22 protein-coding genes are annotated in these 25358 nt (G+C 64.1%); 7 read left to right on the top strand and 15 right to left on the bottom strand.

Annotated elements, in window-relative coordinates; genetic code table 11:
* Nucleotides 1-3: 3 nt before the first annotated feature.
* Together hflX and D3876_RS14920 are read left to right on the top strand one after the other, a co-directional pair.
* The gene (hflX, locus tag D3876_RS14915) at nucleotides 4-1305 is read left to right on the top strand and encodes a GTPase HflX (protein ID WP_119763464.1); all 1302 of its coding nucleotides are present in this window, start codon (nucleotides 4-6) and stop codon (nucleotides 1303-1305) included.
* A complete protein-coding gene (locus D3876_RS14920) occupies nucleotides 1302-1529 on the top strand; it encodes a DUF2093 domain-containing protein (RefSeq protein WP_119763466.1) in 228 nt (75 codons plus the stop codon). Before hflX ends, D3876_RS14920 begins: the two co-directional genes overlap by 4 nt.
* Here D3876_RS14920 and D3876_RS14925 read toward each other — a convergent pair.
* The 6 genes from D3876_RS14925 to D3876_RS14950 all read right to left on the bottom strand — a co-directional run bounded on the left by D3876_RS14925 (nucleotide 1526) and on the right by D3876_RS14950 (nucleotide 9601).
* A complete protein-coding gene (locus D3876_RS14925; protein ID WP_119763468.1) occupies nucleotides 1526-2587 on the bottom strand; it encodes an AI-2E family transporter in 1062 nt (353 codons plus the stop codon). The two genes, D3876_RS14920 and D3876_RS14925, sit on opposite strands and share 4 nt — an antisense overlap.
* 71 nt (nucleotides 2588-2658) lie before the next feature.
* Nucleotides 2659-3396: a nucleoside triphosphate pyrophosphohydrolase gene (gene mazG / locus D3876_RS14930; RefSeq protein ID WP_119763470.1), complete on the bottom strand. Its 738-nt coding sequence runs from the start codon at nucleotides 3394-3396 to the stop codon at nucleotides 2659-2661.
* Between the two features lie 20 nt (nucleotides 3397-3416).
* Nucleotides 3417-6593, bottom strand: a complete 3177-nt coding sequence (locus D3876_RS14935) for an efflux RND transporter permease subunit (protein ID WP_119763472.1) — start codon at nucleotides 6591-6593, stop codon at nucleotides 3417-3419.
* Nucleotides 6594-6595: 2 nt separating this feature from the next.
* On the bottom strand, nucleotides 6596-7735 hold the full coding sequence (locus D3876_RS14940; protein WP_238475389.1) for an efflux RND transporter periplasmic adaptor subunit: 1140 nt from the start codon (nucleotides 7733-7735) through the stop codon (nucleotides 6596-6598).
* Complete coding sequence (locus tag D3876_RS14945; RefSeq protein WP_119763474.1) at nucleotides 7729-8961, bottom strand: TolC family protein; 1233 nt, start codon at nucleotides 8959-8961, stop codon at nucleotides 7729-7731. Before D3876_RS14945 ends, D3876_RS14940 begins: the two co-directional genes overlap by 7 nt.
* Nucleotides 8954-9601 (bottom strand): cation efflux transmembrane domain-containing protein, encoded by a 648-nt coding sequence (locus D3876_RS14950; protein WP_119763476.1) that lies wholly within the window; start codon nucleotides 9599-9601, stop codon nucleotides 8954-8956. Before D3876_RS14950 ends, D3876_RS14945 begins: the two co-directional genes overlap by 8 nt.
* Before the next feature lie 67 nt (nucleotides 9602-9668).
* On the opposite strand from D3876_RS14950, the gene D3876_RS14955 reads away from it, so the two are divergent.
* Nucleotides 9669-10070, top strand: coding sequence for a MerR family transcriptional regulator (locus tag D3876_RS14955; protein WP_119763478.1), 402 nt, complete (start codon nucleotides 9669-9671; stop codon nucleotides 10068-10070).
* A gap of 582 nt (nucleotides 10071-10652) precedes the next feature.
* On the opposite strand, the gene D3876_RS14960 is transcribed toward D3876_RS14955, so the two are convergent.
* From D3876_RS14960 to D3876_RS14970, 3 genes are all read right to left on the bottom strand, one after another.
* Nucleotides 10653-11924, bottom strand: coding sequence for an MgtC/SapB family protein (locus D3876_RS14960; protein ID WP_119763480.1), 1272 nt, complete (start codon nucleotides 11922-11924; stop codon nucleotides 10653-10655).
* Between the two features lie 78 nt (nucleotides 11925-12002).
* Entirely contained in the window at nucleotides 12003-14750 is a 2748-nt protein-coding gene (gene secA / locus D3876_RS14965; protein ID WP_119763482.1) for a preprotein translocase subunit SecA, read from the bottom strand.
* Nucleotides 14751-14868: 118 nt separating this feature from the next.
* Complete coding sequence (locus D3876_RS14970; RefSeq protein WP_119763484.1) at nucleotides 14869-15153, bottom strand: hypothetical protein; 285 nt, start codon at nucleotides 15151-15153, stop codon at nucleotides 14869-14871.
* Between the two features lie 135 nt (nucleotides 15154-15288).
* Between D3876_RS14970 and argJ the strand changes: the two genes are divergently transcribed.
* On the top strand, nucleotides 15289-16518 hold the full coding sequence (argJ, locus tag D3876_RS14975; protein ID WP_119763486.1) for a bifunctional glutamate N-acetyltransferase/amino-acid acetyltransferase ArgJ: 1230 nt from the start codon (nucleotides 15289-15291) through the stop codon (nucleotides 16516-16518).
* Nucleotides 16519-16525: 7 nt separating this feature from the next.
* On the opposite strand, the gene D3876_RS14980 is transcribed toward argJ, so the two are convergent.
* The 4 genes from D3876_RS14980 to D3876_RS14995 form a co-directional block, all read right to left on the bottom strand.
* Nucleotides 16526-17038 (bottom strand): hypothetical protein, encoded by a 513-nt coding sequence (locus tag D3876_RS14980; protein ID WP_119763488.1) that lies wholly within the window; start codon nucleotides 17036-17038, stop codon nucleotides 16526-16528.
* A gap of 35 nt (nucleotides 17039-17073) precedes the next feature.
* Nucleotides 17074-18252, bottom strand: a complete 1179-nt coding sequence (locus tag D3876_RS14985) for an RsmB/NOP family class I SAM-dependent RNA methyltransferase (RefSeq protein WP_119763490.1) — start codon at nucleotides 18250-18252, stop codon at nucleotides 17074-17076.
* A gap of 9 nt (nucleotides 18253-18261) precedes the next feature.
* On the bottom strand, nucleotides 18262-19719 hold the full coding sequence (guaB, locus tag D3876_RS14990; protein ID WP_119763492.1) for an IMP dehydrogenase: 1458 nt from the start codon (nucleotides 19717-19719) through the stop codon (nucleotides 18262-18264).
* Nucleotides 19720-19789: 70 nt separating this feature from the next.
* Nucleotides 19790-21268: a M20/M25/M40 family metallo-hydrolase gene (locus D3876_RS14995; RefSeq protein WP_119763494.1), complete on the bottom strand. Its 1479-nt coding sequence runs from the start codon at nucleotides 21266-21268 to the stop codon at nucleotides 19790-19792.
* 82 nt (nucleotides 21269-21350) lie between these two features.
* Here D3876_RS14995 and D3876_RS15000 point away from each other — a divergent pair, with 82 nt between their 5' ends.
* From D3876_RS15000 to D3876_RS15010, 3 genes are read left to right on the top strand one after another with little or no spacing between them, the layout of a single operon-like run.
* Nucleotides 21351-22319 (top strand): SPFH domain-containing protein, encoded by a 969-nt coding sequence (locus D3876_RS15000; protein ID WP_119763496.1) that lies wholly within the window; start codon nucleotides 21351-21353, stop codon nucleotides 22317-22319.
* A 12-nt stretch (nucleotides 22320-22331) separates the two neighbouring features.
* Nucleotides 22332-22778 (top strand): NfeD family protein, encoded by a 447-nt coding sequence (locus D3876_RS15005; protein WP_119763498.1) that lies wholly within the window; start codon nucleotides 22332-22334, stop codon nucleotides 22776-22778.
* Nucleotides 22775-23113, top strand: coding sequence for a hypothetical protein (locus D3876_RS15010; protein ID WP_220475468.1), 339 nt, complete (start codon nucleotides 22775-22777; stop codon nucleotides 23111-23113). The genes D3876_RS15005 and D3876_RS15010 overlap by 4 nt, the downstream gene beginning before the upstream one ends.
* On the opposite strand, the gene D3876_RS15015 is transcribed toward D3876_RS15010, so the two are convergent.
* Nucleotides 23070-23543 carry a hypothetical protein gene (locus D3876_RS15015; protein ID WP_119763500.1) on the bottom strand — a complete coding sequence of 158 codons (474 nt, stop codon included), beginning with the start codon at nucleotides 23541-23543 and terminating at the stop codon, nucleotides 23070-23072. The genes D3876_RS15010 and D3876_RS15015 overlap by 44 nt on opposite strands.
* A gap of 54 nt (nucleotides 23544-23597) precedes the next feature.
* The gene (locus tag D3876_RS15020) at nucleotides 23598-25202 is read right to left on the bottom strand and encodes a phosphoenolpyruvate carboxykinase (protein WP_119763502.1); all 1605 of its coding nucleotides are present in this window, start codon (nucleotides 25200-25202) and stop codon (nucleotides 23598-23600) included.
* Between the last annotated feature and the right edge of the window lie 156 nt (nucleotides 25203-25358).

Consider the following 25358-nt stretch of genomic DNA (forward strand, 5'->3'; position numbering starts at 1 on the left):
ACCATGGCGGTTTTCCAGCGCGGTGAAGATGATGGCCTGGCGCGCGGCGCACGGGCCATCGTCGCCTTGCCCGACACCGGCGGCTCCGGGCGGGACGCAGCGGCGCGTCTCGAAGAAGCCGCGGGGCTGGCCGAGGCGATTGGTATAGAAGTCGTCGGGAAGCTCCAGTTCCGCCTGCGCCAGCCCAAGCCAGCGACACTCTTCGGCAGCGGTCAGGTCGACCAGCTCGCGGTCGCTGTGCAACAGGATGAAGCGGAACTCGTCATTGTCGATGCCGCAATGACCCCCGTCCAACAGCGCAATCTGGAAGACAAGTTAAAAGCGAAGGTGATCGATCGCACCGGCCTGATCCTGGAGATTTTCGGCGAGCGCGCAGCGACCGCCGAAGGTCGGCTTCAGGTCGAACTCGCGCATCTCGACTATCAGGCGGGTCGCCTGGTCAGGAGCTGGACGCACCTTGAGCGCCAGCGCGGTGGGTTCGGCTTCCTAGGCGGTCCTGGTGAAACGCAGATCGAGGCCGACCGCCGGATGATCCGCGATCGCATGGCCAAGTTGCGGCGCGAGCTTGCTGAGGTCAGCCGAACGCGCGGTCTCCATCGCGACCGACGCAAGCGGGCTCCCTGGCCTGTGATCGCTTTGGTCGGTTATACTAATGCCGGAAAATCGACACTTTTCAATCGCATGACCGGCGCTGACGTCATGGCGGAAGATCTGCTCTTCGCCACCCTCGATCCGACGATGCGGCAGATCCGGCTGCCCGGAATCGACAAGGCGATCCTGTCCGACACCGTGGGCTTCGTCTCGGACCTGCCGACGCAACTCGTCGCTGCCTTTCGCGCGACGCTTGAAGAGGTGACGGCGGCGGACATCATCGTCCATGTTCGCGACATTGCGCATCCCGACACCGAGGAACAGAAGGCCGATGTCGAGCAGGTGCTGCGCGAGATCGGGATCGATATCAGCGGGGAAGGGGGCGTTCCTGTGATCGAAGCGTGGAACAAGATCGACCTTGTCGATGGCGAGGCGCAGGGTGAACTTCTTGGCGAAGCTGCGCGCCGGGAGGATGTCGCGGTGCTCTCCGCGCTCACCGGCGAAGGTGTGGACGATCTGCGCATCACCGTCGCGGCGCAACTGACCCAACGCAACCGCATCCGCACCGTGCGCGTACCGCACAGCGACGGTGCGACGATCGCCTGGCTTCACGCCAATGGCGAGGTGGTTGAGCGCGTCGAGGAAGGCGACCTTATCCGTTTCGAGATCCGCATGTCCGACAGCGACTGGGGCCGTTACGAGGCGCGTTCGTGAATTCCGCGTCGCAACCACGCCCTGCGGTGCTTCATTACGATACGCCCGAATATGACATCATCGCGCCCGGCGATTTCGTCCTGTGTGCAATATCGGGCAAACCCATTCCGCTCGAAATGCTGACATATTGGAGCGTCGAAGCGCAGGAGGCCTATGCCGGCGCTGCCGAAGCAGTGCAGGCGTGGCTTCAACGCCATCCGCCGAAGTCAGCCCGAAACGATTAAGGGCTAGTCGGAACAGCGGGCGCCCCATGTGGGTGGCTCGCCTCGTCCCACGCGACGAGCAGCGCAACCATGATCACAGGCCCCACGAAAATCCCCACCAGCCCGAATGCCTCGAGCCCTCCAAAGGTGCCGACCAGCGCCCAGAAGAAGGGAAGGCGCGCCGCACCGCCGATCAGCACGGGCTGAACGAGATTGTCGCCAATAAGCATGATTGCCGCGCCCCAGCAAAATAGCAGCGTTGCGGCAAGCAGGCTGCCATGCACCGCGAGAATGACGGCAGCAGCGGTGAACATGACCCAGGCGCCAAAGGGAAGCATTGCAAAAGCAAATGTCAGCAGGCCGAACAGCACGGGGCGCGGAACTCCGGCGGCGACGTAACCCGCGCCGATCAATGCGCCTTCACCGAATGCGACGGCAATTGTGCCTGCAACAGTGCCGCGCACCGCATTTGTCAGACGATGCAGAAACTTCTGGCCGAATCGTCCCAGCAGGCGGCTGGCGACGACCATCGCACGCTCTCCGAGTTTGCTGCCATGGCGCAGCAGGATGAACAGCACGACGAGATCGACCAGCAACACGAACGAACGTCGCGCGATGTCTGCGCCAATTGTGATCGCCCAATCGGCCGCACTCGCCATGAGAAAGCGGCCCATTGTCGGGCCGGCATGGTCTGGATCGCTCAGATTGGCCGTCCACCAACGAAGCGCACTGTGGCCAATGCCCGGGATGTCCGCGAGCCAGGCAGGCGGCGGCACGCCGGTCTTTTCAGCGCGGTCGACCCAGTCGAGAAGCGCCTGGCTGTCCCTGCCAGCTTCGAATACGACGAGCGTGAGCGGTAAAACAACGATCAGACCGATCGCGGCCGTGAAGGCGAGCGGCAACCATATCCGCCGCGCGTCGGGCGCTTCCGTCCCGGCACAGCGTTTGTAGAGCGGCCACAACGCCACTGCCAGAATGACGGCCCAGACGACGGGCAGCACGAAACTTCGTGCGGTCCAGAGCGCCAGGATCGAAAGGGTTGCGACAAGAATGTGACGGTAGGTAATTCGCACCGGCATATTGCTCCGTCGATCTATCGGGCGAACATTGCCCGCCGGGCAGGTCCGCCGGTATCGGGATTAGTACCGATCTAGCTATCCGCCTGCGCTTTGACTTTGCTCCAGAGCGATTCCTTCTCGGCGAGCGAGAGGGCGGTGAAATCCTCGCCCGCAAGCTGTTCCATCGCGCGGAACCGCGCTTCGAACTTGCGGTTGGCGCGGCGCAGCGCCGCTTCGGGATCCACTTTCATGTGCCGCGCCCAGTTGACGCAGGCGAACAGCAGGTCTCCGACTTCGTCTTCAAGTCGGTCGGCAGTAGTTTCCATTTCTATTTCAGCAATTTCCTCATCGATCTTGGCACGCGGTCCCGATGCATCAGGCCAGTCGAAGCCTGTACGCGCGGCGCGGCGCTGGAGCTTTTCGGCACGCATCAGTGCGGGCAGGCCCAGCGCGACGTGCGCCATCGCGCTCTTGTCTTCCTTGTTCTGGCGTTCTGCCGCCTTGATCGCTTCCCAGCCAGTGGTCTCACCGTCACCGAAAACATGGGGGTGGCGGCGTATCATCTTGTCGCAGATTGCCTGGATAACGTCGCCGATCGCGAAATGGCCGGCTTCCTCTGCCATGCGGGCGTGAAACACGACCTGGAGAAGGAGGTCGCCGAGTTCATCCTTGAGCTCCATCATGTCGCCGCGCGCGATGGCGTCGGCAACCTCATGCGCTTCCTCGATCGTATATGGCGCGATCGTGGCAAAATCCTGTTGAACGTCCCAGGGGCAGCCCGTTTCGGGATCGCGCAAACGCGCCATGATTTCGACGAGGGGGGATATCATGAGAGAAATCGGCTCCGGTATCAGTGCTTGAGGGACTCTGCGGCGCGATCGCGCGACATCACCCAGGCCATCAGTGTCGGTAACACCAGAAGCGTCAGCACGGTAGCAGTCATGAGGCCGCCGACCACGACGGTTGCAAGCGGCTTTTGAACCTCAGCCCCCGCGCCAGCGGCCAGAGCCATGGGGACGAAACCGAGGATTGCGACGAGCGCTGTGGTCATTACTGCACGCAGACGGCTTGTGGCTCCACGTATTGCTGCCTCCTGCGGATCCTCACCGCAGGCGCGACGCTGCTTGATGCTCTGCATCAGCACGAGACCATTCAGGGTCGCAACACCTGACACGGCAATGAATCCAACCGCCGCCGAGATGGAGAACGGCATACCGCGCAGCATGAGGGCGATAGCGCCGCCGACGAGCGCCATCGGAACTCCCGCGAACACCAGCGCGGCCTGGGCGATGGAGCCAAGCGCGAGGAACAGGAGCACGCCGATCAGCAGGAAAACCAAGGGCACGATGAGCAACAATCGAGCGCTGGCGCGTTCGAGGTTTTCAAACTGCCCGCCCCATTCGAGCCAGCTACCCGGCGGCACTTTGACCCCGGCGCCGACCTTTTCGCGCGCCTCCCGCACGAACCCGCCGAGGTCACGGTCGCGGACATTGGCCTGTATCACGATCCGCCGTTTTCCATTCTCGCGGCTGATCTGGTTCGGTCCTTCGGCGATGTCGAACCGTGCAACCGCCGACAGTGGCACCGTGGGAACGCCGACCGTTTCCTCCTCCGGCAGGACCGGAAGCTGCGCCATGATCGTGGGGTCATTGCGCAGGGAATCGTCGAGCCGCACCGTCACAGCGAACTTGCGATCCCCCTCGAGGACATGGCCCGCCTCGCGGCCCCCAAGCCCAATGGCGAGCGCGTCGGCCGCGTCGCTCGCGTGGATTCCCAGCGACGCGGCCGCCGTGCGGTCGACAGACGCGGTGATGGTCGGTTGGCCGGAAATCTGTTCGACCCGCACGTCGGCGGCCCCGTCGATATCACGCAAAACGCCGGCGATCTGGTCGGCGGTGCGGGAGAGCACCGCGAAATCGTCGCCATAAACCTTGACCGCGACGTCCGAACGGACTCCGGCGATCAGCTCGTTGAACCGCATCTCGATCGGCTGGGTGAACTCATAGCCATTGCCCAGCAGCTTGCTGAGCTTGTCCTCCATGCGCTCGATCAGTTCGGCCTTGTCGAGCCGGGGGTCGGGCCATTGGTCTCGCGGCTTGAGCATCACAAAAGTGTCCGAAATGCTGGGAGGCATCGGATCTGACGCCACCTCGGCAGTGCCGGTCCGCGCGAAAACCAGGGCCACTTCGGGGTTGCTCTTGATGGAGCGTTCGACCTGAAATTGCATCTCCTGACTCTGTTCCAGCGAGGTCGAGGGCACACGAAACGCCTGCACCAGCAGGTCGCCCTCGTCGAGGGTCGGCACGAACTCGCGACCGAGACTGAGGAACGCGACCAGCCCGATCAGCACGGCGCCGATGCCACCGCAGACGATGATGCCGGGCCGGGCGACCGCCCTGCGCAACAGTGGCTCGTAGCGCGACTGGATCGCTTCCATCGCTCGGGTTTCGACATGGACGGCTGGTTCGCGGACGAACAGGGCGACCATTGCCGGTACGAAGGTAAAGGACAGAATGAACGCGCCTGCCAAGGCCAGCATCACGGTCGCCGCCATCGGGCCGAACATCTTGCCCTCGATGCCTTCGAACGCCAGCAGCGGCAGATAGACGAGAAGGATGATCGCCTGACCGAACGCCGCAGGGCGCACCATTTCCTTCGCGGCGGACGCCGCAAGCGCCAGTCGCTCCGATGTCGTGAGCGCGCGGCCAAGCGAAGCGCGAGACGCACCCAGCCTTGCAAGACTGTTCTCGATGATGACCACCGCGCCGTCGACGATCAGCCCGAAGTCGAGCGCGCCGAGACTCATCAGATTTGCGCTGATGCCGAACCGGTTCATTGCCGTGGCAGCGAACAGGAATGACAGCGGGATCACCAGCGCGGTGATAAATGCGGCTCGAATATTCCCGAGCGCCAGGAACAGCACCACGACCACCAGCAGCGCGCCCAGCGCCAGATTATGCTCGACGGTTGCGATTGTCGCATCGACCAGCTTGGTGCGATCGAGCGCGGGTCGCACGATCACGCCGGGCGGCAGGCTCGCCTTGATTTTCAGCAAACGCGCGCCGACGCGGTGCGCAACCGCGCGGCTGTTCTCGCCCTGGAGCATGAGTGCGGTGCCGACCACAACCTCGCGACCATTCTCGCTGGCCGATCCCAGTCGAGGCGCGCGGCCGATCTCGACCCTGGCCACATCCGACACTCGGATGACCTGACCGCCGCGGTTCAGGATCGGGGTCTGGGCCAGTTCCTCGACGGTGCGAATGCGTGCATCGGCGCGCACAACATAGGCTTCGCCGGCGCGACTGACATAGCCCGCGCCCGCGATCCGATTGGCATGTTCGAGCGCATCGACTAGCTGGACCAGTCCGACCCGATAGGCCGCGAGCTTCGCCGGATCGGGGTGGACAGCATATTCCTTGACGTACCCCCCAAGCACATCGACCCCGGCAACGCCGGGCACTGTGCGAAGCTGCGGCGCAATGATCCAATCCTGGACGGTGCGTAGATAGGTCGCCTTGGCGAGGTCGCCGCTCAGTTTTTCGCCCTCGGGCGTTACATAGACAGCACCGGGTTTTGCGGCTTGGCCCGTAAATTCGACGGTCCAGATATAGACCTCACCCAGACCGGTCACGATCGGCCCCATCGACGGCGCCAAGCCTTCGGGAAGATTGGCACGGGCCGCTTGCAGCCGCTCGTTGACGAGATTGCGCGCGGTGTAGATGTCGGTGCTGTCTTCGAACACGGCGGTGATTTGCGAGAAGCCATGCCGCGAGAGCGAGCGCGTCCCAACCAGACCCGGCAGCCCGGTAAGGGCGGTTTCGACCGGGTAGGTCACCTGGCGCTCGACTTCTTCCGGCCCCAGAGCCGGCGCCACCGTCGTCACCTGCACCTGCCGGTTGGTGATGTCGGGCACCGCGTCGATCGGCAGCCTCGTCAGCTCGCGAAGCCCGAACCCGGCGAGTATCAGCGTGACAAGCACCACCAGCCAGCGCCAACGCACGGCAAAATCGATCAGCCGATCAAGCATTATCAATCCTCATGCCCGCCTTCGCCCTTGGCGAGTTCGGCCTTGAGGAGAAATGCACCTTTGCCCGCCACGCGCTCGCTCGGCTTGATACCCTGACGAATCTCGATCCGTCCCGCGGCCGCATTGCCGGTGACCACCGGGCGTGCCCGGAACCCACCTGCCTCCGCCACAAATACCGAAGGAACGCCGTCGATCGTTTGCACGGCCTCGCCGGGCAGGGTCAGCGCGTCGCCGGCACCAGCCGAGAGCCGTGCAGACAATACGGTTCCGGCCGGCGGCGGCGCGTTTGTGGGACGCGCGCGCACTGTACCACCGGCACCTCCGATCCCTGGAACCACCGCGGATACGACCGCGTCGATCCGGCCACCGCCTGGCAGCTCGGCGCGGATCGGCGTGCCGACGTTCACGAGGCCGGTGCTGGCGGCCGGAACATCGAACGCGAGCTCAACCCTGTTCGGATCGGCGATCACGGCGATCTCGCCGCCTTGCGTCACGACCGCGCCGGGCGCGATCGCGATCCGGTTGACGATGCCTGCGATCGGGCTGCGGATGACGACGGTGCCACCGAGGTCGGGTGATCCGAGCGCGGCGATCTGTGCCCGCGCCGCGCGCTGTTCGGCGTCCGCCTTGAGCGATTCCGCGCGCGCGGTCTCCCAGTCCTGCCGCGCCGAGACGCCCGCATCAAACAGCCTGCGCTCTCGCGCCGCTGCAAGCTGCGCCGCTTCGGCGGATGCGGAGGATGCGTCGAGCGATGCGCGGGCGGATGCGCCGTCTGCGCTGCGCAGCGTCGCGATCGGGGTGCCCGCGCCCACCTGCGCGCCGGCAGCTACATGGACGACGCTGATCGCGCCGCCAACCGGCGCGCCGACACTGGCCTGAGCATTCGGGGCGAACACCACCCGCCCGGCGAGCAGCACCTCGTCGATCGCGGCCTGCTCGGGCACGACGACCTCCACGCCCGCGGCAGGTGCCGCGTCAGGCTTGAGCGGGATGAAGCCGGCTTCGCCTTCTTCATGATGCTCCTCGTCGGCGGCGCGCTCGGTGCCGCTGTCCGTAAGCCGCGCGGCCGTGAAGCCGATCGCACCCGCGGCAAACAGGCCGCCGCCGATCAGCGCCAGAAGCTTGCGATTGATTGTCACCATTTTGCCCCCGCAAGGCTGGCGCCCTGCGACCGTGCGAGTTCCGCCGCAGCCTCGATCCGGGCGAGGCGTACCTCGATCGTCCGGCTACGGGCCTCGACGAGCGCGCGCCGTGCGCCCAGCAGTTCGATCAACGGCATTTTCCCTCCCTCATATCCTATGCGCGCGAGCCGATGGGCTTCGGCTGCCGCGGTTTCTCCCTCGATGGCAGCCAGGACGCGCGCTTCGGCCGCCCGGACCCGGGTTCGCGCGGCGAGACGGTCAGCCTCGGCCACAGCCGCCGCTTCGGCAAGACGCGCTTCGGCAGCCCGCGCAGCGGCGGACGCGCTGTCGACCGACCCGCGATTGCGGTCGAACAGCGGCAGCGGAACGGACACACCTGCGACCATTGCGGTCGCATCATCGGCTTCGAGCCGGCGAGCGCCGAGGCTGACCGTAATATCCGGGATTGCCCGACGTCGTTCGCTGTCGATTCTCCACCGTGCGGCGTCGCGCTCGGCACGAGCCACACGCACTGCCGGACTTTCGCCGTCGCCGGTCAGGGCAGGCAGCGGCGCGTCCAACAGTCCGCCGGCGATGGAGGTGAAGGCGTTGGGGGTCCCGAGGAGAGCACCCAGGCGCGCGAGCGCCGCATCACTTTCAGCCTCGGCGCTTGCAAGGTCTCCCCGGGCCGCTGCAACCGCAGCCTCAGCCTGTACGGATCGAACGCGCGCTTCGCGGCCGTTCTCGACCAGCAATCGAGCAACGCGTGCGTCCTGCCCGGCAAGGTCAAGCGCGTCCCGAGCAACGATGACACGGGCAGCCATGGCCTCCGCACTTGCATAAGCAGTCGCGAGATCGCGCGCCAGGTCGACGCGGGCCTGCTCAGCACGCGCATCGGCGGTCCGGACATCGGCATCTGCTACCGCTGCGCGGGCAGAGCGCTTGCCCCCCAATTCCAGCGGCTGCTGGACCGAGACAGTCGTCTCGGCCTGATCGAACCGATCATAGGGCCTGCCACCGGCGAAGTTCTCGACTTCCGTGTTGAGCACAGGATTCGGTCGCGTGCGGGCCTGCCGGGCCTCGCCGCGCGCCGCATCGACATCCGCTTCTCCCGCCGACAGCCGTGGCGAGGACGCTGCGCGCCGCAGCAGCTCGGGGAAAGCCGGTGCAACTTGCGCGACGCCGGGCGTCGTCGCAATGATCGCGCACCCTGTCAGCAGCCATGCGAGCAGCGAGCGATTAGCCATGCTGCGCACGAGCCGGGGTGAGAACGCGTTCGGAACGCAACTCTGCCCGTGCCTGGCCGATGATCTGGCTGCCGCCCCACAGGCCCAGCCCCGCCATGATCGCAGCGACGACAAGATCAGGCCAGGCCGAGCCCGTTCCGAACACGCCGAGTGCGGCGAGCATCACCGCGAGATTGCCGATGGCGTCGTTGCGTGAGCAGATCCAGACCGAGCGCATGTTGGCGTCACCCGTCCGGTAGCGGTAGAGCAGCGCTGCGACACACACATTGGCGATCAGCGCAGCGAAACCGACCACGCCCATGACCTCAGCGTGCGGGACGGCCCCGTGCAGTGCGCTCCACACCGTGGAAACAAGGACGGCCAAGCCAAAAAGCAATATTGTCCCGCCCTTGAGAAGGGCTGCGCGAGCGCGCCATGCGAGTGCCATGCTGGCGACACCGAGGCTGATCGCATAGTTCGCGGCATCCCCCAGGAAGTCGAGCGCGTCCGCCTGCAGCGCCCTGGAGCCGCCGGCCACGCCCGCAATCATCTCGCCGACGAACATCGCGGCGTTCACGGCGAGCGCGATCCACAGCACGCGCCGCCAGTGTGGGTCGTTGGTCGCCGTCACCTTGTCACTGGCGCAGTTGGTGCAGGCCATATCGTCCTCTCGACAATTTCCGAGTCGGACAGGCATATGCACCCTGTAGCAACTAGAGGGTCAAGCGATGACGACAGCCTTCACAATCGGACATCTCGCGAGAGCCACCAACACCAAGGTTGAGACGGTACGTTACTATGAACGGATCGGGCTTCTCGCAGCGCCAGGCCGGACAGGGGGCAATTACCGTGCCTATAGTGAGGACGCGCTTTCCCGCCTGAGCTTCATTCGCCGCGCCCGCGATCTCGGCTTCTCGCTCGACCAGGTCCGCGAACTGCTCGATCTTGCCAGCCAGAAGCAGCGTGATTGCGGCTCGGTTGACGTGATGGCATTGGAGCATCTCGCCGAAATCGACCGCAAGCTGGCCGATCTGACTGCGCTGAGGCGCGAACTCGGTGCACTGATTTCGTCATGCCAGGGCGGGACGATCTCGCAGTGCCGAATTCTCGAAGCGCTGGCGCCACGTTAGGCTGACTGTAGGGAAGGGGCCTCTCGTCGAAGAGACCTTCCAACTCACCTTCCAGAGGCGCTGCAACGTCAGCCGCAATCCATGGCCTTTCGACCGGGTGAACTATCGTTAAGTTCGATTCATATCTTATTGAAAAAAATATATAAATTGTCATAACTTTACGCTGAACAGTGTAGGTTAGAAGACTGCCCAGACTCAGGTTTGACTTCGGAAGGCGGACGTCTTCAAGGCCTCCGGCGCGGGCGCAACTTGAGATTATGCTCACGGCGATATTGTTCCAAAAACTGTTTACTTCGTCGATCGTCGCGGCCCGAGCTTGCTGAGTTCCTTCACGAGGAGGTTCGACAGGGTCCGGTTAGGCGTTCAACCGGCCTCTAGGCTTGTGCCCGTCCGAGTTCCAACGACGCCTGGAGGTCCGAAATTGAAATCTCTCGCGAAGACGCGCCCATACGGCTTTGACCAGCTAGCGGGGCTTACTGCAATACAGTCTGATAATATACATTATGTTAAATATACTTGTGCTTCATCGCATTCGGGTCCACCGGCCCCTGCGCGATCGCTCGCTTCAGGCAAGCGCTCGCTTCAGACAAGACGTGCGCCGACGTGGCAGAGCGCTGCCACAGCAAGTGCGAGAAGCGTTGCGAGCCAAATATGGCGGCGGAATCGCGCCGATCCCAGAAAACTCGCATAGATGGCCTTGGCGATCATGTTGCTGACCAGCGCGGCACCGATCGCCAGTGCCGCGATCTCGGCCGAGATCGCGTTTTGCATGCCCGCTACAGTCACCGTTGCGGCGTCGACATCGGCCAGTCCTGATAGCGCGGAGACCGCAATCAGACCGGCCTCGCCGAAAATTCGGCTCGCCGCCTGCGCCATGAACGCGACGCCGACGAGCAAGAGCGCCATCTTGACCACGGCATCCAAGTCGAAAGGATTTTTCTGCTGCTGCTCGGCATGTTCACCGGCACCGCGACGCGTGAGCAGGGCCGCATAGCCGATCATCGCCGCGCCGCCTCCAAGCAGCGCCGGTAGCAGTCCGGCAGTCAGCGCGGGCGCGAGCGTCGCTACGAGAATGGCCGTGCGGAAGAACGATATCGCTCCCGCTCCGACTGCTCCGGCGGTGACCGCTGCAGACGCGGTATCTGCCGAACCCGATCTTCGCGCATTGGTGATCGTCACCGCCGTGGATGAAACGATGCCGCCGACCAGCCCCGCAACCAGCTCTCCGCGCGATGAACCGAGCAGGCGCACCGCGACATATCCGCAAAAGGAAATCGACGCGAGGATGATGACGAGCACGAGGATGCGCGTGGGAGAAATCCCCCCAAATGGCCCGATGGGCTCGTCGGGAAGGATCGGCAGCAGCACGAAGGTGAGCGCGAGCAGAATCACTGCCGAGCGCAGTTCCAGCCAACTGAGTCGGCGCATCAGGCGATGGAGGAACTCGCGGCTCGCCAGAATGGCGAGCAGCACCACCCCTCCCGCCGATGCGAGCGCCATGTCACCGAGGATCGCGAGCGCTCCCAGCGCAAAGACGAGCATGGCCGCGACGACCGACGTGACGCTGTGACGTCCCTCGGCAACCGATTCGCGATACTGGAAGACCGCAAAGGCCCCGGTCAGCATCGCGAAGAAGGAGGACAGCACGATACCGGATGCGCCCGGCCCATCGGACAGGTGATATTCGATCAGACCGGCCGCGCCACCGAACATACCGATGAGCGTGAAGGTGCGTATCCCCGCGGTACGCTGCCCCTCCCTTTCCTCTCGTTCGCGCCAGTGCCGCTCGACCCCGACAACCGCTCCGATCGCTATCGCCAGCGCCATGCGCCTGAACAGTTCGAGATCTTCCATACCGGCAGTATCTTCAGCCCGGATGGCACGCGTCAACCGTCACAGGCAGAGGCTGATGCCCCTACCCGCGCGGCGCGCTTACTGGAGCGCGCCGTGGCAATGCTTATACTTGCGCCCGGAGCCACAGGGGCACGGCGCGTTGCGGCTGACCCGGCCTTCCCATTCGGCGGGATCTTCGCTTAGCAGCGCCGTTTCACTCGCGGGCGCCGCCTGCAGCATCGTCGGAAGCCGCGTCGTCACCAACCCAAGCGATCCGGCGTCGATATCCACGGTGTCGTCGGCGCCTGACAGCATGCTGAGATGCTCGGTTACGAAATCGGGCATTTCGGGCAGCGGCGGCGGCTCATCCTGCGGCAGGAAGCGCGCATGCGCGATCACCTTTGTCACGTCCTCGCGGATCTCGACCAGCATCCGCTCGAACATCGCAAATGCTTCCTGTTTATATTCGTTGATCGGCGTTTTTTGCGCATAGGCGCGCAGATGGATGACCGCGCGCAGCGCATCGAGGGTCGCCAGATGCTCCTTCCAGTGATGGTCGAGCGACTGGAGAAGAATGCTCTTTTCGACCTGCGCCCAGCTATCCGCGGGAATATCAGCGGCCTTCGCTGCAACCGCGGCATCCGCTAATTCCTGCAGCCTTTGCTCGATCATCTCCGGATCGACTGCCTCTTCCTTGATCCACGCATCGAGCTCCGGATCGAGATGGAGGACGTCTGCGATCCGCTGTCGGAGTCCCTCGATATTCCACTGCTCGGGATAGGTTTCGGGCGGGCAGGCATCGGCGACGAGGCCATTGACCGTTTCGGCGCGCATATCGGTGACGACGTCATCAACAGTCTCCGCATCCATGATGTCCGCGCGCTGCTCGTAGATCACCTTGCGCTGGTCGTTCATAACGTCGTCATATTCGACGACCTGCTTGCGGATGTCGTAGTTGCGCGCTTCGACCTTCTTTTGCGCGGTCTCTATCGCCTTGGAGAGCCAGCGCGAACCAATCGCCTCGCCGTCGGCCAGATTGGCGTTCATCATCTTTGCGAACATCGTGTCTGGACCGAAGATCCGCAAAAGATCGTCGTCGAGTGACAGGTAGAAGCGCGACAGGCCCGGATCGCCCTGGCGGCCTGAACGGCCACGGAGCTGGTTGTCGATGCGGCGGCTTTCGTGGCGCTCGGTACCAAGGACGAACAGGCCGCCCGCGGCGAGCACGCGCGCCTTTTCCTCCTCGATCTCGTGCTTGATGCGCTCGATCGCGGCATCGCGCTCGGGGCCCTCGGGCATCTCGCTGAGTTCATCGTTAATGCGGAATTCGAGATTGCCACCGAGCTGAATGTCGGTGCCGCGGCCTGCCATGTTGGTGGCGATCGTCACGGCGCCCTCGCGACCCGCCTGCGCAACGATGTGCGCCTCCATCTCGTGATAGCGCGCGTTGAGAACCTTGTGCTCGACCCCCTCTTTCTTGAGGAATTCTGAGAGAAGTTCGGATTTCTCGATCGAGACAGTGCCGACAAGCACGGGCTGGCCATTGTCGGCCTTTTCCTTGATCCCCTTCGCGATCGCGCCGAACTTGTCGATCGTGTTCTTGTAGAACTCGTCCTCCTCGTCGACGCGCTGGACGGGCACGTTGGTCGGGATCGAGACGACGTTCATCTTGTAGATGTCGTAGAACTCCGCCGCTTCGGTCGCAGCCGTGCCGGTCATGCCAGAGAGCTTCGGATACATGCGGAAATAGTTCTGGAAGGTAATCGACGCGAGTGTCTGGTTCTCGGGCTCGATCGTTACGCCCTCCTTCGCCTCGACCGCCTGGTGGAGGCCGTCGGACCAGCGTCGGCCGTCCATCATGCGCCCGGTGAACTCGTCGATGATGATCACCTTGCCATCCTTGACGATATAGTCGGTATCGCGCTTGAAGATGACGTTGGCGCGCAGCGCCTGATTCAGGTGATGGACAACCTGGGTGTTTTCATAGTCGTAGAGATTGCTGCCTTCGAGCAGCCCGGCGTCCTCAAGCAGGCGCTCGACCTTTTCGGTGCCATCCTCGGTAAGGATGATCGACTTCTGCTTTTCGTCGACTTCATAATCCTCGGCGACCAGCGTCTTCACGACGTCGTTCACGCGCATATACAGCTCGGACTTGTCGTCAGTCGGCCCCGAGATGATCAGCGGCGTGCGCGCCTCGTCGATCAGGATCGAGTCGACCTCGTCAACGATAGCGTGCGCGAAGGGGCGCTGGACCATCTGGCCGCGCTCATACTTCATGTTGTCGCGTAGATAATCGAAGCCGAATTCGTTGTTGGTGCCATAGGTGATGTCCGACGCATAGGCATCGCGGCGCTGCTGGTCGGTGAGGTTGGGGACGATTACGCCAACGGTGAGGCCGAGGAAGCGGTAGACCTGGCCCATCCAGTCGGCGTCGCGGCGGGCGAGATAGTCGTTGACGGTGACGACGTGAACGCCGGTGCCGGGCAGCGCGTTGAGATACACCGCAAGCGTCGCGACCAGCGTCTTGCCCTCGCCCGTGCGCATCTCGGCGATCTCGCCACGGTGAAGCACGACGCCGCCGATCATCTGGACGTCGAAATGGCGCATGCCGAGCACGCGCACCGCGGCTTCGCGCACGGTGGCAAAGGCTTCCGGAAGGAGTTGATCGAGCGTCTCCTCTGCCTCCAGTCGCTCACGGAAACGGGTCGTCTGGGCGGCGAGTTCCTCGTCGCTTAGCGCCTGCATCGCGGGCTCAAAACCGGCGATCTGGGTTACGATCTTGTCGAGCGACTTGACGTAACGGTCGTTGGACGAACCGAAAATGGCTTTGGCGATGCCACCGAGCATGGATATTCCTGTCTTTATGATCTGGGAGCGGGCGCGCCGCGAAGGGGCGACCGACCGCAAGGATGCGTACATGATCGAAGGCGGTCCGCGCGACAGCGCCGGCCCGCCTTTCAGCGAGCTATTCCAGCCTGCGCTCGTTTACGCGGCGGGGGTCCGGCGTCGGGAAGGCGACAGAGCCAAGCCCATGGGGCGGGGCCTGCGTCCGCGTCGAGACGGGCGGGCTGAGCGGCCGAATCGACGCATGAAGCGTCGGCGCCACGGCGTCGGCCGAAATCTCGGCCACGACGTTCACAGCGACTTCGGCGGCACTTCTCTGCATCTGCGCTGGCTCAGCCTTGCGCTCACCGGAAATGACTCCCGTGAGGCCGGTCAGCAGCGCAGAAAGGAAAAGCAGCAGTTCCAAAGGTCGTTCCCGTGGCGTCGAAGGCACCGACATAGTTATTGTCATGCCGTTCGTCTAATCAAAAGCAGCCCCTCATCGCGTGGGGGATGCAAATTGCCTGCTGCATGTCGCGCGATATTGCGATAACCGCGCGCCATGACGATCGCCCGTTCCCCGCTCGCGCCGCAAGGCTTTCCCGATCTGCCGGCAATCCAGGGCGTCGCGCCGCGCGTTGCGCGCGCGCGCTACAAGACATGGGACCGTTGCGACCTGACCTTTATCGAACTCACCCCCGGCACCGCGGTTGCGGGGGTAACAACGCAAAGCAAATGCCCCTCTCCCGAGGTTGAATGGTGCCGCGCTGCTCTGGCGCTGGGCCAGGCGCGCGCTCTTGTCGTCAACGCAGGCAACAGCAACGCCTTTACCGGCAATCGCGGCCGTGCGGCGGTCGAGGCGATCGCGGCGCGCGTGGCCGGGCATCTCGGCTGCCAGCCTTCGGACGTGTTCGTCGCCTCGACGGGTGTGATCGGCGTGCCACTACCCATCGACAAGGCCGAAGCGGGGCTTGATGCCGCGTTCGCAGCGCCCGCGTGCGACTGGGAAGACGCTGCTGCCACGATCATGACGACGGACACCTTTCCCAAGGCGGTACTGACGCGCGCGGTAATCGGAGAGAAGACGGTCAATCTGGTGGGCATCGTCAAGGGTTCGGGGATGATCGCGCCCGACATGGCGACGATGCTGGGCTTCATCTTCACCGACGCCGCGATCGAGCCCGCCTTCCTCCAGAAGACGCTATCGGCCGCCAACCGGACGAGCTTTTCGTGCATCACCGTCGATAGCGACACGTCTACCAGCGATACAGTGCTCGCCTTCGCCACTGGCCATGCTGGTAACGCCCCCCTCGCCTCATTTGACGACGCCGGGGCCGACGCCTTTCAAGCCGCGCTGGGTGACATGTGCCTTCAACTCGCGCACCTGGTCGTCCGCGACGGCGAAGGCGCATCGAAGTTCATCGAGATACAGGTCGAAGGCGCGGTCTCGGATGAGAGCGCGCACCGCATCGCTCTGTCGGTCGCGAATTCGCCGCTGGTGAAGACTGCGATCGCGGGCGAGGATGCCAATTGGGGCCGCGTCGTCATGGCAGTCGGTAAGGCCGGCGAACCCGCCGAGCGCGACCGGCTGGCGATTCGCTTCGGCCCGACGCAGGTCGCACGGGGCGGGCTTGCCGTTGACGGCTATGACGAAGCGCCCGTGACGGCGCACCTCAAGGGACAAGAGATCGAAGTCGGGGTGGATCTGGGCCTGGGTTCGGGCCGCGCGACCGTTTGGACGTGCGACCTGACCCACGGCTATATCTCGATCAACGCCGATTATCGAAGCTGAAGCGCGGTCACTCGGCCTTGGTTGCGCCCGGCGGGGGTGTCGTCGATTTGGCCGTCAGCACCTGCGGCGCAGGTCCGCGCGCGATCGTCGCAGAAAGCGCGACCTGCTCGGCACACCGCGCCACGCAGAGCTTTTCAATGCGCGCCAGATTTTCCTTGGCCTTTTCGACCGCGCCCTTGGCGACGAGTGCTTCGCCCTGCCCTGCAAGCGCGTTGACATCGTTAGGCTCGATCTTGAGCGCCTCGCGATAGAAGCGGATCGCCTTGCCGTTCAGTTCCTGCTTCTGCGCGACCTTGGCCAGCGCGACATAGGCGGCGCGGTTGCGGGGATCGAGCACGAGCGCGCTTTCGATGGTGTCGTTGGCGCCCTGATAATCGCCGGTGGCCGCAAGCGCTTCGCCCTTCTGCACCAGTTCGACCGAGCGCGGGTCTATCTCCGCATCGGGTTTCTGCCCGTTCACACCGCTCGAAAAACAGGCCAGAGCCAGGGCAAGCGCGCAAGTTACCGGCGTATAACGCATAATCGTCTCCAAGAGCGGGGAGCGGCTTTGGGGTGTCACGGCCGCCGGATCCTCGCGACGAAAAAGCCGTCGGTCTGATCCCTGGCGGGGGTGAGCAGAGTACCGTCTCCCCATATACGCCCAACATGGGGCAAAGCTCTTTCGGGCGTCAAGGATGAATGCCGTCTGAGCGCCGCGGCCACCTGATCCCTGCCTTCGCTGTCCAGCACCGAACAGACAGCGTAGACCAGCGCCCCGCCCGGCCGCAGGAGGGGTACGGCCAAGTCGATGATCCGCGCCTGAAGCGCGTTGAGCGCGGCCAATCGTTCTGGCGTCAACCGCCAGCGTGCCTCTGGGTTCCGTCGCCATGTTCCCGTGCCCGAACAAGGCGCATCGACCATGACGATATCGGCCTGCCCCGTCAGATCGACGAGCTTCTCCAGCTCTCGGCCGCCGTCTAGCAGGCGAAGCTCGATGCCCGACGCCCCCGCGCGTTCTGCGCGCGACGGCAGACGATCGAGCCGTGACTTGACGGTGTCGCACGCGATGAGACGTCCCTCCCCCGCCATCGCGGCTGCGAGCGCAAGTGTCTTGCCCCCTGCCCCCGCGCAGAGATCGACGACGGTCATCCCTGGCGCCGCCCCACAAATTTCGGCGATGAGTTGGCTGCCCTCGTCCTGGATCTCGATACTGCCGTCATGCCAGAGCGGGTGCGACTCGACCGCAAAACCCTCGGGCAAGCGGATGCCGTCGCGGGCATGTGCGGTGGCAGTCGCTTCAGGGAGCGCCGTCAGGACGGCGTCCCGCGTGTTCTTGATCAGGTTGACCCGAAGATCGAGTGGCGCACGCTCCAGGAGCGCCACGCCTTCTCGCTCGCCCAATGCCGCGATGGCATCGGCAAGCCATGCGGGCACGACGCTTGCCGGTGGGCCCATCTCCTCAGCGTCGATCGGCGCCGGGCCATGCGCCGAGCCATCGAACAGTGCGGCGAGCCCGTCATCCTCCAGCGCGAGCCCGACCATCGCCGCGCGGCCCGAGGCGGGACGATCTCCGCTGCGCCGGATCGCGGCATAGACATGCTCGCGTACCGCGCGCCGATCCTTCGATCCGGCATAGCGTCGCGTCTTGAAATAGCGCGCTATCAGCGTGTCGGCGGCCGCCCCACCGTCGCGCGCGGACACGATGATCTCGTCGAGCAGCTCGATCGCTGCCTGCACGCGCGCCTGCGGTGTCATCGGGCAGCCCTAGCGCGTCGGATAGTTGGGCGCCTCGCGCGTGATGGTGACGTCATGGACATGGCTTTCGCGCAGGCCCGCATTGGTGATGCGGACGAAACGGGCACGCTCCTTGAGTTCGGCGATCGTGCGCGAACCGGTATAGCCCATCGCTGCCTTCACGCCACCGACGAGCTGGTGGATGACATCCTTCGCGGGCCCCTTGTAAGGAACTTGTCCTTCAATGCCTTCGGGAACAAGCTTGAGCTGATCCTTGATATCCTGCTGGAAATAGCGATCGGCCGAACCGCGCGCCATCGCGCCGACCGAACCCATGCCGCGATAGGATTTATAGGCGCGGCCCTGATAGAGGAAGGTTTCGCCCGGTGCTTCCTCGGTGCCCGCGAGCAGCGAGCCGACCATGACCGAGCCCGCGCCTGCTGCCAGCGCCTTGGCGATGTCGCCCGAAGTCCGCAGGCCGCCGTCGGCGATTACGGGCACGCCCGACTTCGCGGCCTCCTCGGCCGATTCCATGACCGCGGTGAGCTGCGGTACGCCGACGCCTGCGACGACGCGGGTCGTGCAGATCGAGCCCGGCCCGATGCCGACCTTGATACCGTCGGCGCCCGCCCCGATCAGCGCACGCGTCGCCTCGGCGGTTGCGACATTGCCGGCCACGATCTGGACCGAGTTGGAGAGCTTCTTGATCCGCTCGACCGCAGCCGAGACCATCTTCGAATGGCCGTGCGCGGTGTCGACCACGATCAGGTCGCATTCGGCGTCGATCAGCGCCTCGGTGCGCTCGAAGCCCTTGTCGCCAACCGTGGTTGCCGCGGCAACGCGCAGCCGGCCCGAACCGTCCTTGGTCGCGTCGGGATAGTTGACCGCCTTTTCGATGTCCTTGACGGTGATCAGCCCCACGCAGTGATAGGCGTCGTCGACGACAAGCAGCTTCTCGATGCGACGCTGGTGGAGCAAGCGTCGCGCCTCTTCCTGGCTGACGCCCGTTGTCACCGTGGCGAGATTTTCATGCGTCATCAGCTCGGAGATCGGCTGAGCCGGATTTTCGGCGAAGCGGACGTCACGGTTGGTCAGGATGCCGACGAGCCTGCCGCCGGCTTCCACGACCGGTATGCCCGAGATCCTGTGCCGCGCCATCAGCGCCTGCGCCTCGGCGAGCGGCCGATCCGGCGCGATGGTGATCGGATTGACGACCATGCCCGACTCGAATCGCTTTACCGCTCGCACCGCATCGGCCTGTTCCTCGACCGACAGGTTGCGGTGAAGCACGCCGATGCCGCCAAGCTGCGCCATCACGATCGCCATGTCGGCCTCGGTGACGGTGTCCATGGCAGACGAAAGGATCGGAATGTTGAGCCCGATCTCGCGCGTCACCCTGGTGCGCGTATCAGCCTGACTGGGCAGGACTTCGGATTCGCCGGGGCGAAGCAGAACGTCGTCGAATGTGAGACCGAGGGCGATGTCCATGCGGTCTAGACTCCTTTGGCGGGGGTTTGGGCGGCTCTGTAGACAAGCTGCGCGGGGGATGAAAGTGGGTTCACCGGCTGAACTCCTTCGGATCGGCGAGCAGCCGCGCCAGCACGACGTGGAAAGTCGCGTCCTCGGCAGCACCGCCAAGCTCGGTGGTGTCGGTCAGCTCGTCATCGGGTCCATGGTAGCGGCTCGAAAGATAGGCATCGAGCCTTGGCTTGTCGCTGAAGGCGCTGACCAGCATTACGGCGGGAATGCCCTTTTCGGCAAAGACCGCGCCGTCCTGACGGCTCAGATATTCGTCGGCTTCGTTGTCAGGGTCGATGGCGCGCCCGGTTATCGCGGCGGCACGCGCGATCGGTGCATCCAACTTGCCGCCGCGCCCAATGACCGCGATCGGTGTGCCCTTGGGGGCAAGCGCGACGGTGTCGACATTGAGCACCGCCTGAATCCGGTCGAGCGGCACCGCCGGACGCTCCACGAAGGCGCGTGCGCCGAGCAGCCCGTTTTCTTCAGCGGTGGTCGCAACGAAGTAAATGTCGCGCACCGGTTGGGGGCCGAAGCGCAGCTTGCGGGCGACCTCGATCATCAGCGCGATGCCGCTCGCATTGTCGACGGCGCCATTGCAGATGCGATCGGCGGCACCCTCAGAACGGCACAGGCCCAGATGATCCCAGTGCCCGGTGACGAGCACCGCGCCCTTCTCGGGCGCGCTTCCCTCGACCTTGCCGATCACGTTGAAGCTGTCATAGCGCCTGAGCGTCATTTCAACGGAAAGATCGGCCTCGAGGCCGATTGCGCGGCCCTTGTAGTCGGGCGTGCCCGCCTCCTCCACCAGCGCCGCGACATCGATCCCGTCGCTGTGGAAAAGCGCGGACGCCGCCTCGAGCGTCATGACGCCGTCAATGCCGGGAGTGACGGCCGAGGCGAGCGCCGTGCCGCCACGCCGATAGCCGCGGCGCAGCGATTCGAATGCTGTCTCACCGCCCGCAATTCCGATGACCGCGGCGGCGCCGCCTCGGAGCAATGCATTGCGCCTCGTCGCGAAATCCGGAATTTCGCCGCTGCCCTGTGGTGTATCGCGCAACAGCAGCACGACCGCGCCTGAAGGATCAGGCAACGCGTCGGAAATGCCATAGCCGAAGAAAACCACGGACGCGGCCCTGACTGCCTGCAACGGTTGCCACCCACGCAGCGCGATCTGACCGGGGTCAAGGGCAAGTGGCTTGCCATCGCGCGTGAAAATCGCCGACGACGCTGATACGGAGCGCTCGACCAGTGTGACAGTCTGGAACCAGGGGCGATCGGTGGCGGCAGAGACAAGCCCGGCCTTGCTGAACTGGTCCGCAATATAGCCGATCGTCCGTGTCTGACCTTCGGTGCCGGGCGCGCGGCCCTGATAGGCATCGCTTGCAAGTTCGGCGATGTGCGCGCGCAGATCGGCTTCGGCGATGATGTCCCCCGGAGGGGCGCCTGCGATCAGGAGCGGCAGCAGACCCGCGAACAACAATGACTTCATCGCGGGCCATTGGCAGCGAATTGACATGCCCGCAACCCCCTGCCCCAATTCTGCTTGGCGCGCGCGCGATCTCAAGGCAGTATCCGCGCGTCATATCCGGGGGGATGGAATGAGCCTGTTCTTTATCGTTGTCGCCGTGCTCGCGATCGCGTTCGTCTTCGCCGGCGTCACGGTCGTGCGCCAGGGTTACATGTATACCATCGAGCGCTTCGGCCGCTTTACCCACACCGCCGCGCCTGGCTTCAACCTCATTGTGCCGTTCGTCGATCGCGTTGGTCGCAAGATCAACATGATGGAGCAGGTGCTCGATATCCCCGGGCAGGAAATCATCACCAAGGACAATGCGATGGTCGCGGTCGACGGCGTCGTGTTCTTCCAGGTGCTCGATCCCGCCAGGGCCGCCTACGAAGTGTCCGAGCTCTATGTCGCGATCCTCCAGCTCACCACGACCAACCTGCGCACGGTGATGGGTTCGATGGACCTCGACGAGACGCTGTCCAAGCGCGACGAGATCAACGCGCGGCTGCTCTCCGTCGTCGACCACGCAACGACAAGCTGGGGCGTAAAGATCACACGCGTAGAGGTGAAGGACATCCGCCCGCCCGCCGATATCGTCAACGCCATGGGTCGCCAGATGAAGGCCGAGCGCGAGAAGCGCGCGGTGATCCTTGAGGCCGAGGGCAGCCGGGCGTCTGAAATCCTACGCGCGGAGGGCCAGAAGCAATCGCAGATCCTCGAGGCCGAGGGCCGTCGCGAGGCGGCGTTTCGAGACGCCGAGGCGCGCGAACGCTCGGCCGAGGCCGAGGCCAAGGCGACACAAATGGTGTCAGAAGCGATCGAAAAGGGCAGCGCGCAGGCAATCAACTATTTTGTCGCGCAGAAATATGTCGACGCGGTGAGTCAGTTTGCCACGTCACCCAATGCCAAGACGATCCTCTTTCCGGTGGAAGCGACGCAGCTCATCGGCACGCTCGGCGGGATTGGCGAGCTTGCTAGAGAGGCGCTGGGCAGGGACAGTGGCGACACGCCGCCAGCCCCACCACGCGCCCGCCGCCCCGGCCCCTTCGAACAGGCCTGACGGGAGAGCGCGATGCTGGATGTGCTGCCGCTCGAAGCGCACTGGATCTGGATGATCCTCGCGGCGATCCTCGGCACCGCCGAGATATTGTTGCCCGGTTTCTTCCTGATCTGGATCGGCCTGGCCGCCCTGCTGACGGGCGTGATCACGTTGCTGACGGGTATCGGCGAACCCGCGCAATTTGCGGTTTTCGCTACGCTTTCTGTCGCCGCGGTCTATGCGGGGCGTCGCTGGTTCGCGCTCAACCCGATCGAGACGAGCGATCCGCTGCTCAATGACCGCACCGCGAGGCTGATCGGCGAAACCGTGACCGTTGTGGAGGCGATCGAGGGCGGCACAGGGCGTGTGCGCGTGGCCGACGGTGTCTGGACTGCGACCGGTGCCGATGCCCCTGTCGGCACGAGGCTGCGCGTCAAGGGCGCGACCAATGGCCGCCTGATCGTGGAACCTCTGCCGTGATCATCCTGCGCCGCTGGACCGGCCGCATTCGAACCGCTGATCGCGAGGCCTATGTCCGCTATATCGAGGGTACGGGCGGAAGCGACTATCGCAACACGCACGGCAATCTGGGCTTTCAGATGCTGATGCGCGACCTGGGTGACGAGACGAGCGAGGTCACCACGCTGAGTTGGTGGATCTCGCTCGACGCGATCAAGGGCTTTGCGGGCGAAGACATCACCCTTGCACGCTACTATCCCGAGGATGACCGCTTTCTTCTCGATCGCCCTGAGCATGTCGAGCACCACGAGGTCATGGTGGGGCGGATGATTCTGGGCGGTTCGGCAGCGGACTGAGATCGGGTTCGACGAAGCCGCGCCGCGCAGCCACCGAGAACAGTCGCTCGCGGCTGTAGAAGCGAAGCGGCCAGTCGCGGCGCCCCTTTTCCGAAGACAGCAACATATTGACCGCGTCTACAAGGGGGATTTCCTGTGGATGTGCGTCCAAATGCAGCCGCACGCCAAGCACGAAGCACTGCGTGATTGTCTCGTGATAGCCGTTGTGATCGTCGTTCACGCCCCCGACGCTCTCGTTGAAGCGCGCGATGATCGTCGGCAATGCGCGTTCGGCATCAATATCGGGTCGTTCGCGAACCAGCCAGGTGCAGGCCGCCAGATGCGCCTCATGCGTCCATTCGGGGCGCGTCAGCGTACAGGCGAGCAGCCCCTCCCCAATATGGCGGATGACGGCATCGTTCTCGAACAGTCTTGGTAAGTGGTCAGTCATTTCCGGGCTCTCATTTCTTGGCTGAGAGCCCGGAAATTTCCTCTCCGAACCCTCTCAGGCGGCCTTGGGCGCCGCCTGCCTTACGCCTTCATCGACATGGCTTTCGAATTCCTCGAAATTGTCGATGAATTGCTGCACCAGCTTTTGTGCGGTGGCGTCATATTCGTTCTTGTCCGCCCATGCCGAACGCGGATCGAGGATCGCGCTGTCCACGCCTTGAACCGCCACGGGTACCTGGAACCCGAAATTGGGATCGGTGCGGAATTCTGCGTCCTTCAGGCTGCCGTCGAGTGCGGCGTTGAGCAGCGCGCGCGTCGCCTTGATGGGCATGCGGCTGATCCCCGGCATCGTTGCCTTGCCACCCGTCCAGCCTGTGTTGACCAGCCAGCAATCGACGCTACCCTTTGCGATCCGCTCCTTGAGCAGGTTGCCGTAGACCGACGGGTGCCGTGGCATGAAAGGGGCGCCGAAGCAGGTCGAGAAGGTTGCCTCAGGCTCGGTGACCCCGATTTCGGTACCCGCAACGCGCGCCGTGTAGCCCGAAAGGAAGTGATACATCGCCTGATCGGGCGTCAGCTTCGCGATCGGGGGCAGCACGCCGTAAGCATCAGCAGTCAGCATGATCACATTCTTGGGCACGGGGCCCATATTGTGCTCCGAGGCGTTCGGAATGAAGTCGATCGGATAGGAACCGCGGCTGTTCTCGGCGAGGCTGTTGTCGTCAAGGTCGAGCTCGCGCGTTTCAGGGTCGATCACGACATTCTCGAGCACCGTCCCGAAACGCTTGGTGGTGGCATAGATTTCGGGTTCCGCTTCTGCCGAGAGACGGATCATCTTGGCGTAGCAGCCGCCTTCGAAGTTGAAGACCGCGGTGTCCGACCATCCGTGTTCGTCGTCGCCGATCAGCGTGCGGCTGGCATCGGCCGAAAGCGTCGTCTTGCCCGTGCCCGAAAGGCCGAAGAATATCGCGGTGTCGCCCTTGGGGCCAATATTGGCCGAGCAGTGCATCGGCATGATGCCCTCAACGGGCAGCTTGTAGTTGAGGATGCCGAAAACCGACTTCTTCATCTCGCCCGCATAGGCGGTGCCGCCGATCAGGATCAGCTTCTCGGTGAAATTGACCGCGATCACGGTTTCCGAACGGGTGCCATGGCGTTCCGGATCTGCGCGGAAGCTCGGCAGATCAATGATCGTAAACTCGGGAGCGAAATCCGCGAGCTCGCTTGCCTCGGGACGCACGAGCAACGTGCGAATGAACAGGTTGTGCCACGCGAACTCGTTGATCACGCGAACCTTCACGCGGTGCTCGGGCTGCGATCCGCCGAACAGATCCTGGACGAACAGCGTTTCCTTTTCGGCCACGGCTTTGAGGAAATCGGCCTTCAGCGCCGCAAAATGCGCCGGCGTCATCCCGACATTGGTTTTGCCCCACCAGACGGTGTTTTCGGTTTCAGCGTCGCGGACGATGAATTTGTCCTTGGCCGAACGGCCGGTATGCTTGCCCGTGGCAACGACCAGCGGGCCATCCTTGGCGAGAACGCCCTCGCCACGATTGAGCGCAAATTCGACGAGCGGCGCAGTACCGAGGTTCCAGTGCAGTTCGGCACCCGTTTCGATCCCCTGCTGTGCGAGCGTGAATTTGGGTGCGCGATCGGCCACCTTGTGTCTCCTGAATACCGAACTGATGCGACGCAGCGCCGGGCGCGCGCGCCTTGAACTCTTCTCGGCGCATATCGCAGCAGCGTCCCAGCGCAACAAGACAACGCTATCAGGGGGATTTGCCCCGGCTCGCATGTTGTTTTAGAGCGGCAAAGG

The sequence above is a fragment of the Sphingomonas cavernae genome (assembly GCF_003590775.1).
GTDB classification, from domain to species: domain Bacteria; phylum Pseudomonadota; class Alphaproteobacteria; order Sphingomonadales; family Sphingomonadaceae; genus Sphingobium_A; species Sphingobium_A cavernae.

What these genes read in the sequence shown, in the direction of transcription:
- hflX (WP_119763464.1), top strand. Translation starts at nt 4, where the DNA reads ATGGCGGTTTTCCAGCGCGGTGAAGATGATGGCCTGGCGCGCGGCGCA.
- D3876_RS14925 (WP_119763468.1), bottom strand. Translation starts at nt 2,587, where the DNA reads ATGCCGGTGCGAATTACCTACCGTCACATTCTTGTCGCAACCCTTTCG.
- mazG (WP_119763470.1), bottom strand. Translation starts at nt 3,396, where the DNA reads ATGATATCCCCCCTCGTCGAAATCATGGCGCGTTTGCGCGATCCCGAA.
- D3876_RS14935 (WP_119763472.1), bottom strand. Translation starts at nt 6,593, where the DNA reads ATGCTTGATCGGCTGATCGATTTTGCCGTGCGTTGGCGCTGGCTGGTG.
- D3876_RS14940 (WP_238475389.1), bottom strand. Translation starts at nt 7,735, where the DNA reads ATGGTGACAATCAATCGCAAGCTTCTGGCGCTGATCGGCGGCGGCCTG.
- D3876_RS14945 (WP_119763474.1), bottom strand. Translation starts at nt 8,961, where the DNA reads ATGGCTAATCGCTCGCTGCTCGCATGGCTGCTGACAGGGTGCGCGATC.
- D3876_RS14950 (WP_119763476.1), bottom strand. Translation starts at nt 9,601, where the DNA reads ATGGCCTGCACCAACTGCGCCAGTGACAAGGTGACGGCGACCAACGAC.
- D3876_RS14955 (WP_119763478.1), top strand. Translation starts at nt 9,669, where the DNA reads ATGACGACAGCCTTCACAATCGGACATCTCGCGAGAGCCACCAACACC.
- D3876_RS14960 (WP_119763480.1), bottom strand. Translation starts at nt 11,924, where the DNA reads ATGGAAGATCTCGAACTGTTCAGGCGCATGGCGCTGGCGATAGCGATC.
- secA (WP_119763482.1), bottom strand. Translation starts at nt 14,750, where the DNA reads ATGCTCGGTGGCATCGCCAAAGCCATTTTCGGTTCGTCCAACGACCGT.
- argJ (WP_119763486.1), top strand. Translation starts at nt 15,289, where the DNA reads ATGACGATCGCCCGTTCCCCGCTCGCGCCGCAAGGCTTTCCCGATCTG.
- D3876_RS14980 (WP_119763488.1), bottom strand. Translation starts at nt 17,038, where the DNA reads ATGCGTTATACGCCGGTAACTTGCGCGCTTGCCCTGGCTCTGGCCTGT.
- D3876_RS14985 (WP_119763490.1), bottom strand. Translation starts at nt 18,252, where the DNA reads ATGACACCGCAGGCGCGCGTGCAGGCAGCGATCGAGCTGCTCGACGAG.
- guaB (WP_119763492.1), bottom strand. Translation starts at nt 19,719, where the DNA reads ATGGACATCGCCCTCGGTCTCACATTCGACGACGTTCTGCTTCGCCCC.
- D3876_RS14995 (WP_119763494.1), bottom strand. Translation starts at nt 21,268, where the DNA reads ATGTCAATTCGCTGCCAATGGCCCGCGATGAAGTCATTGTTGTTCGCG.
- D3876_RS15000 (WP_119763496.1), top strand. Translation starts at nt 21,351, where the DNA reads ATGAGCCTGTTCTTTATCGTTGTCGCCGTGCTCGCGATCGCGTTCGTC.
- D3876_RS15005 (WP_119763498.1), top strand. Translation starts at nt 22,332, where the DNA reads ATGCTGGATGTGCTGCCGCTCGAAGCGCACTGGATCTGGATGATCCTC.
- D3876_RS15015 (WP_119763500.1), bottom strand. Translation starts at nt 23,543, where the DNA reads ATGACTGACCACTTACCAAGACTGTTCGAGAACGATGCCGTCATCCGC.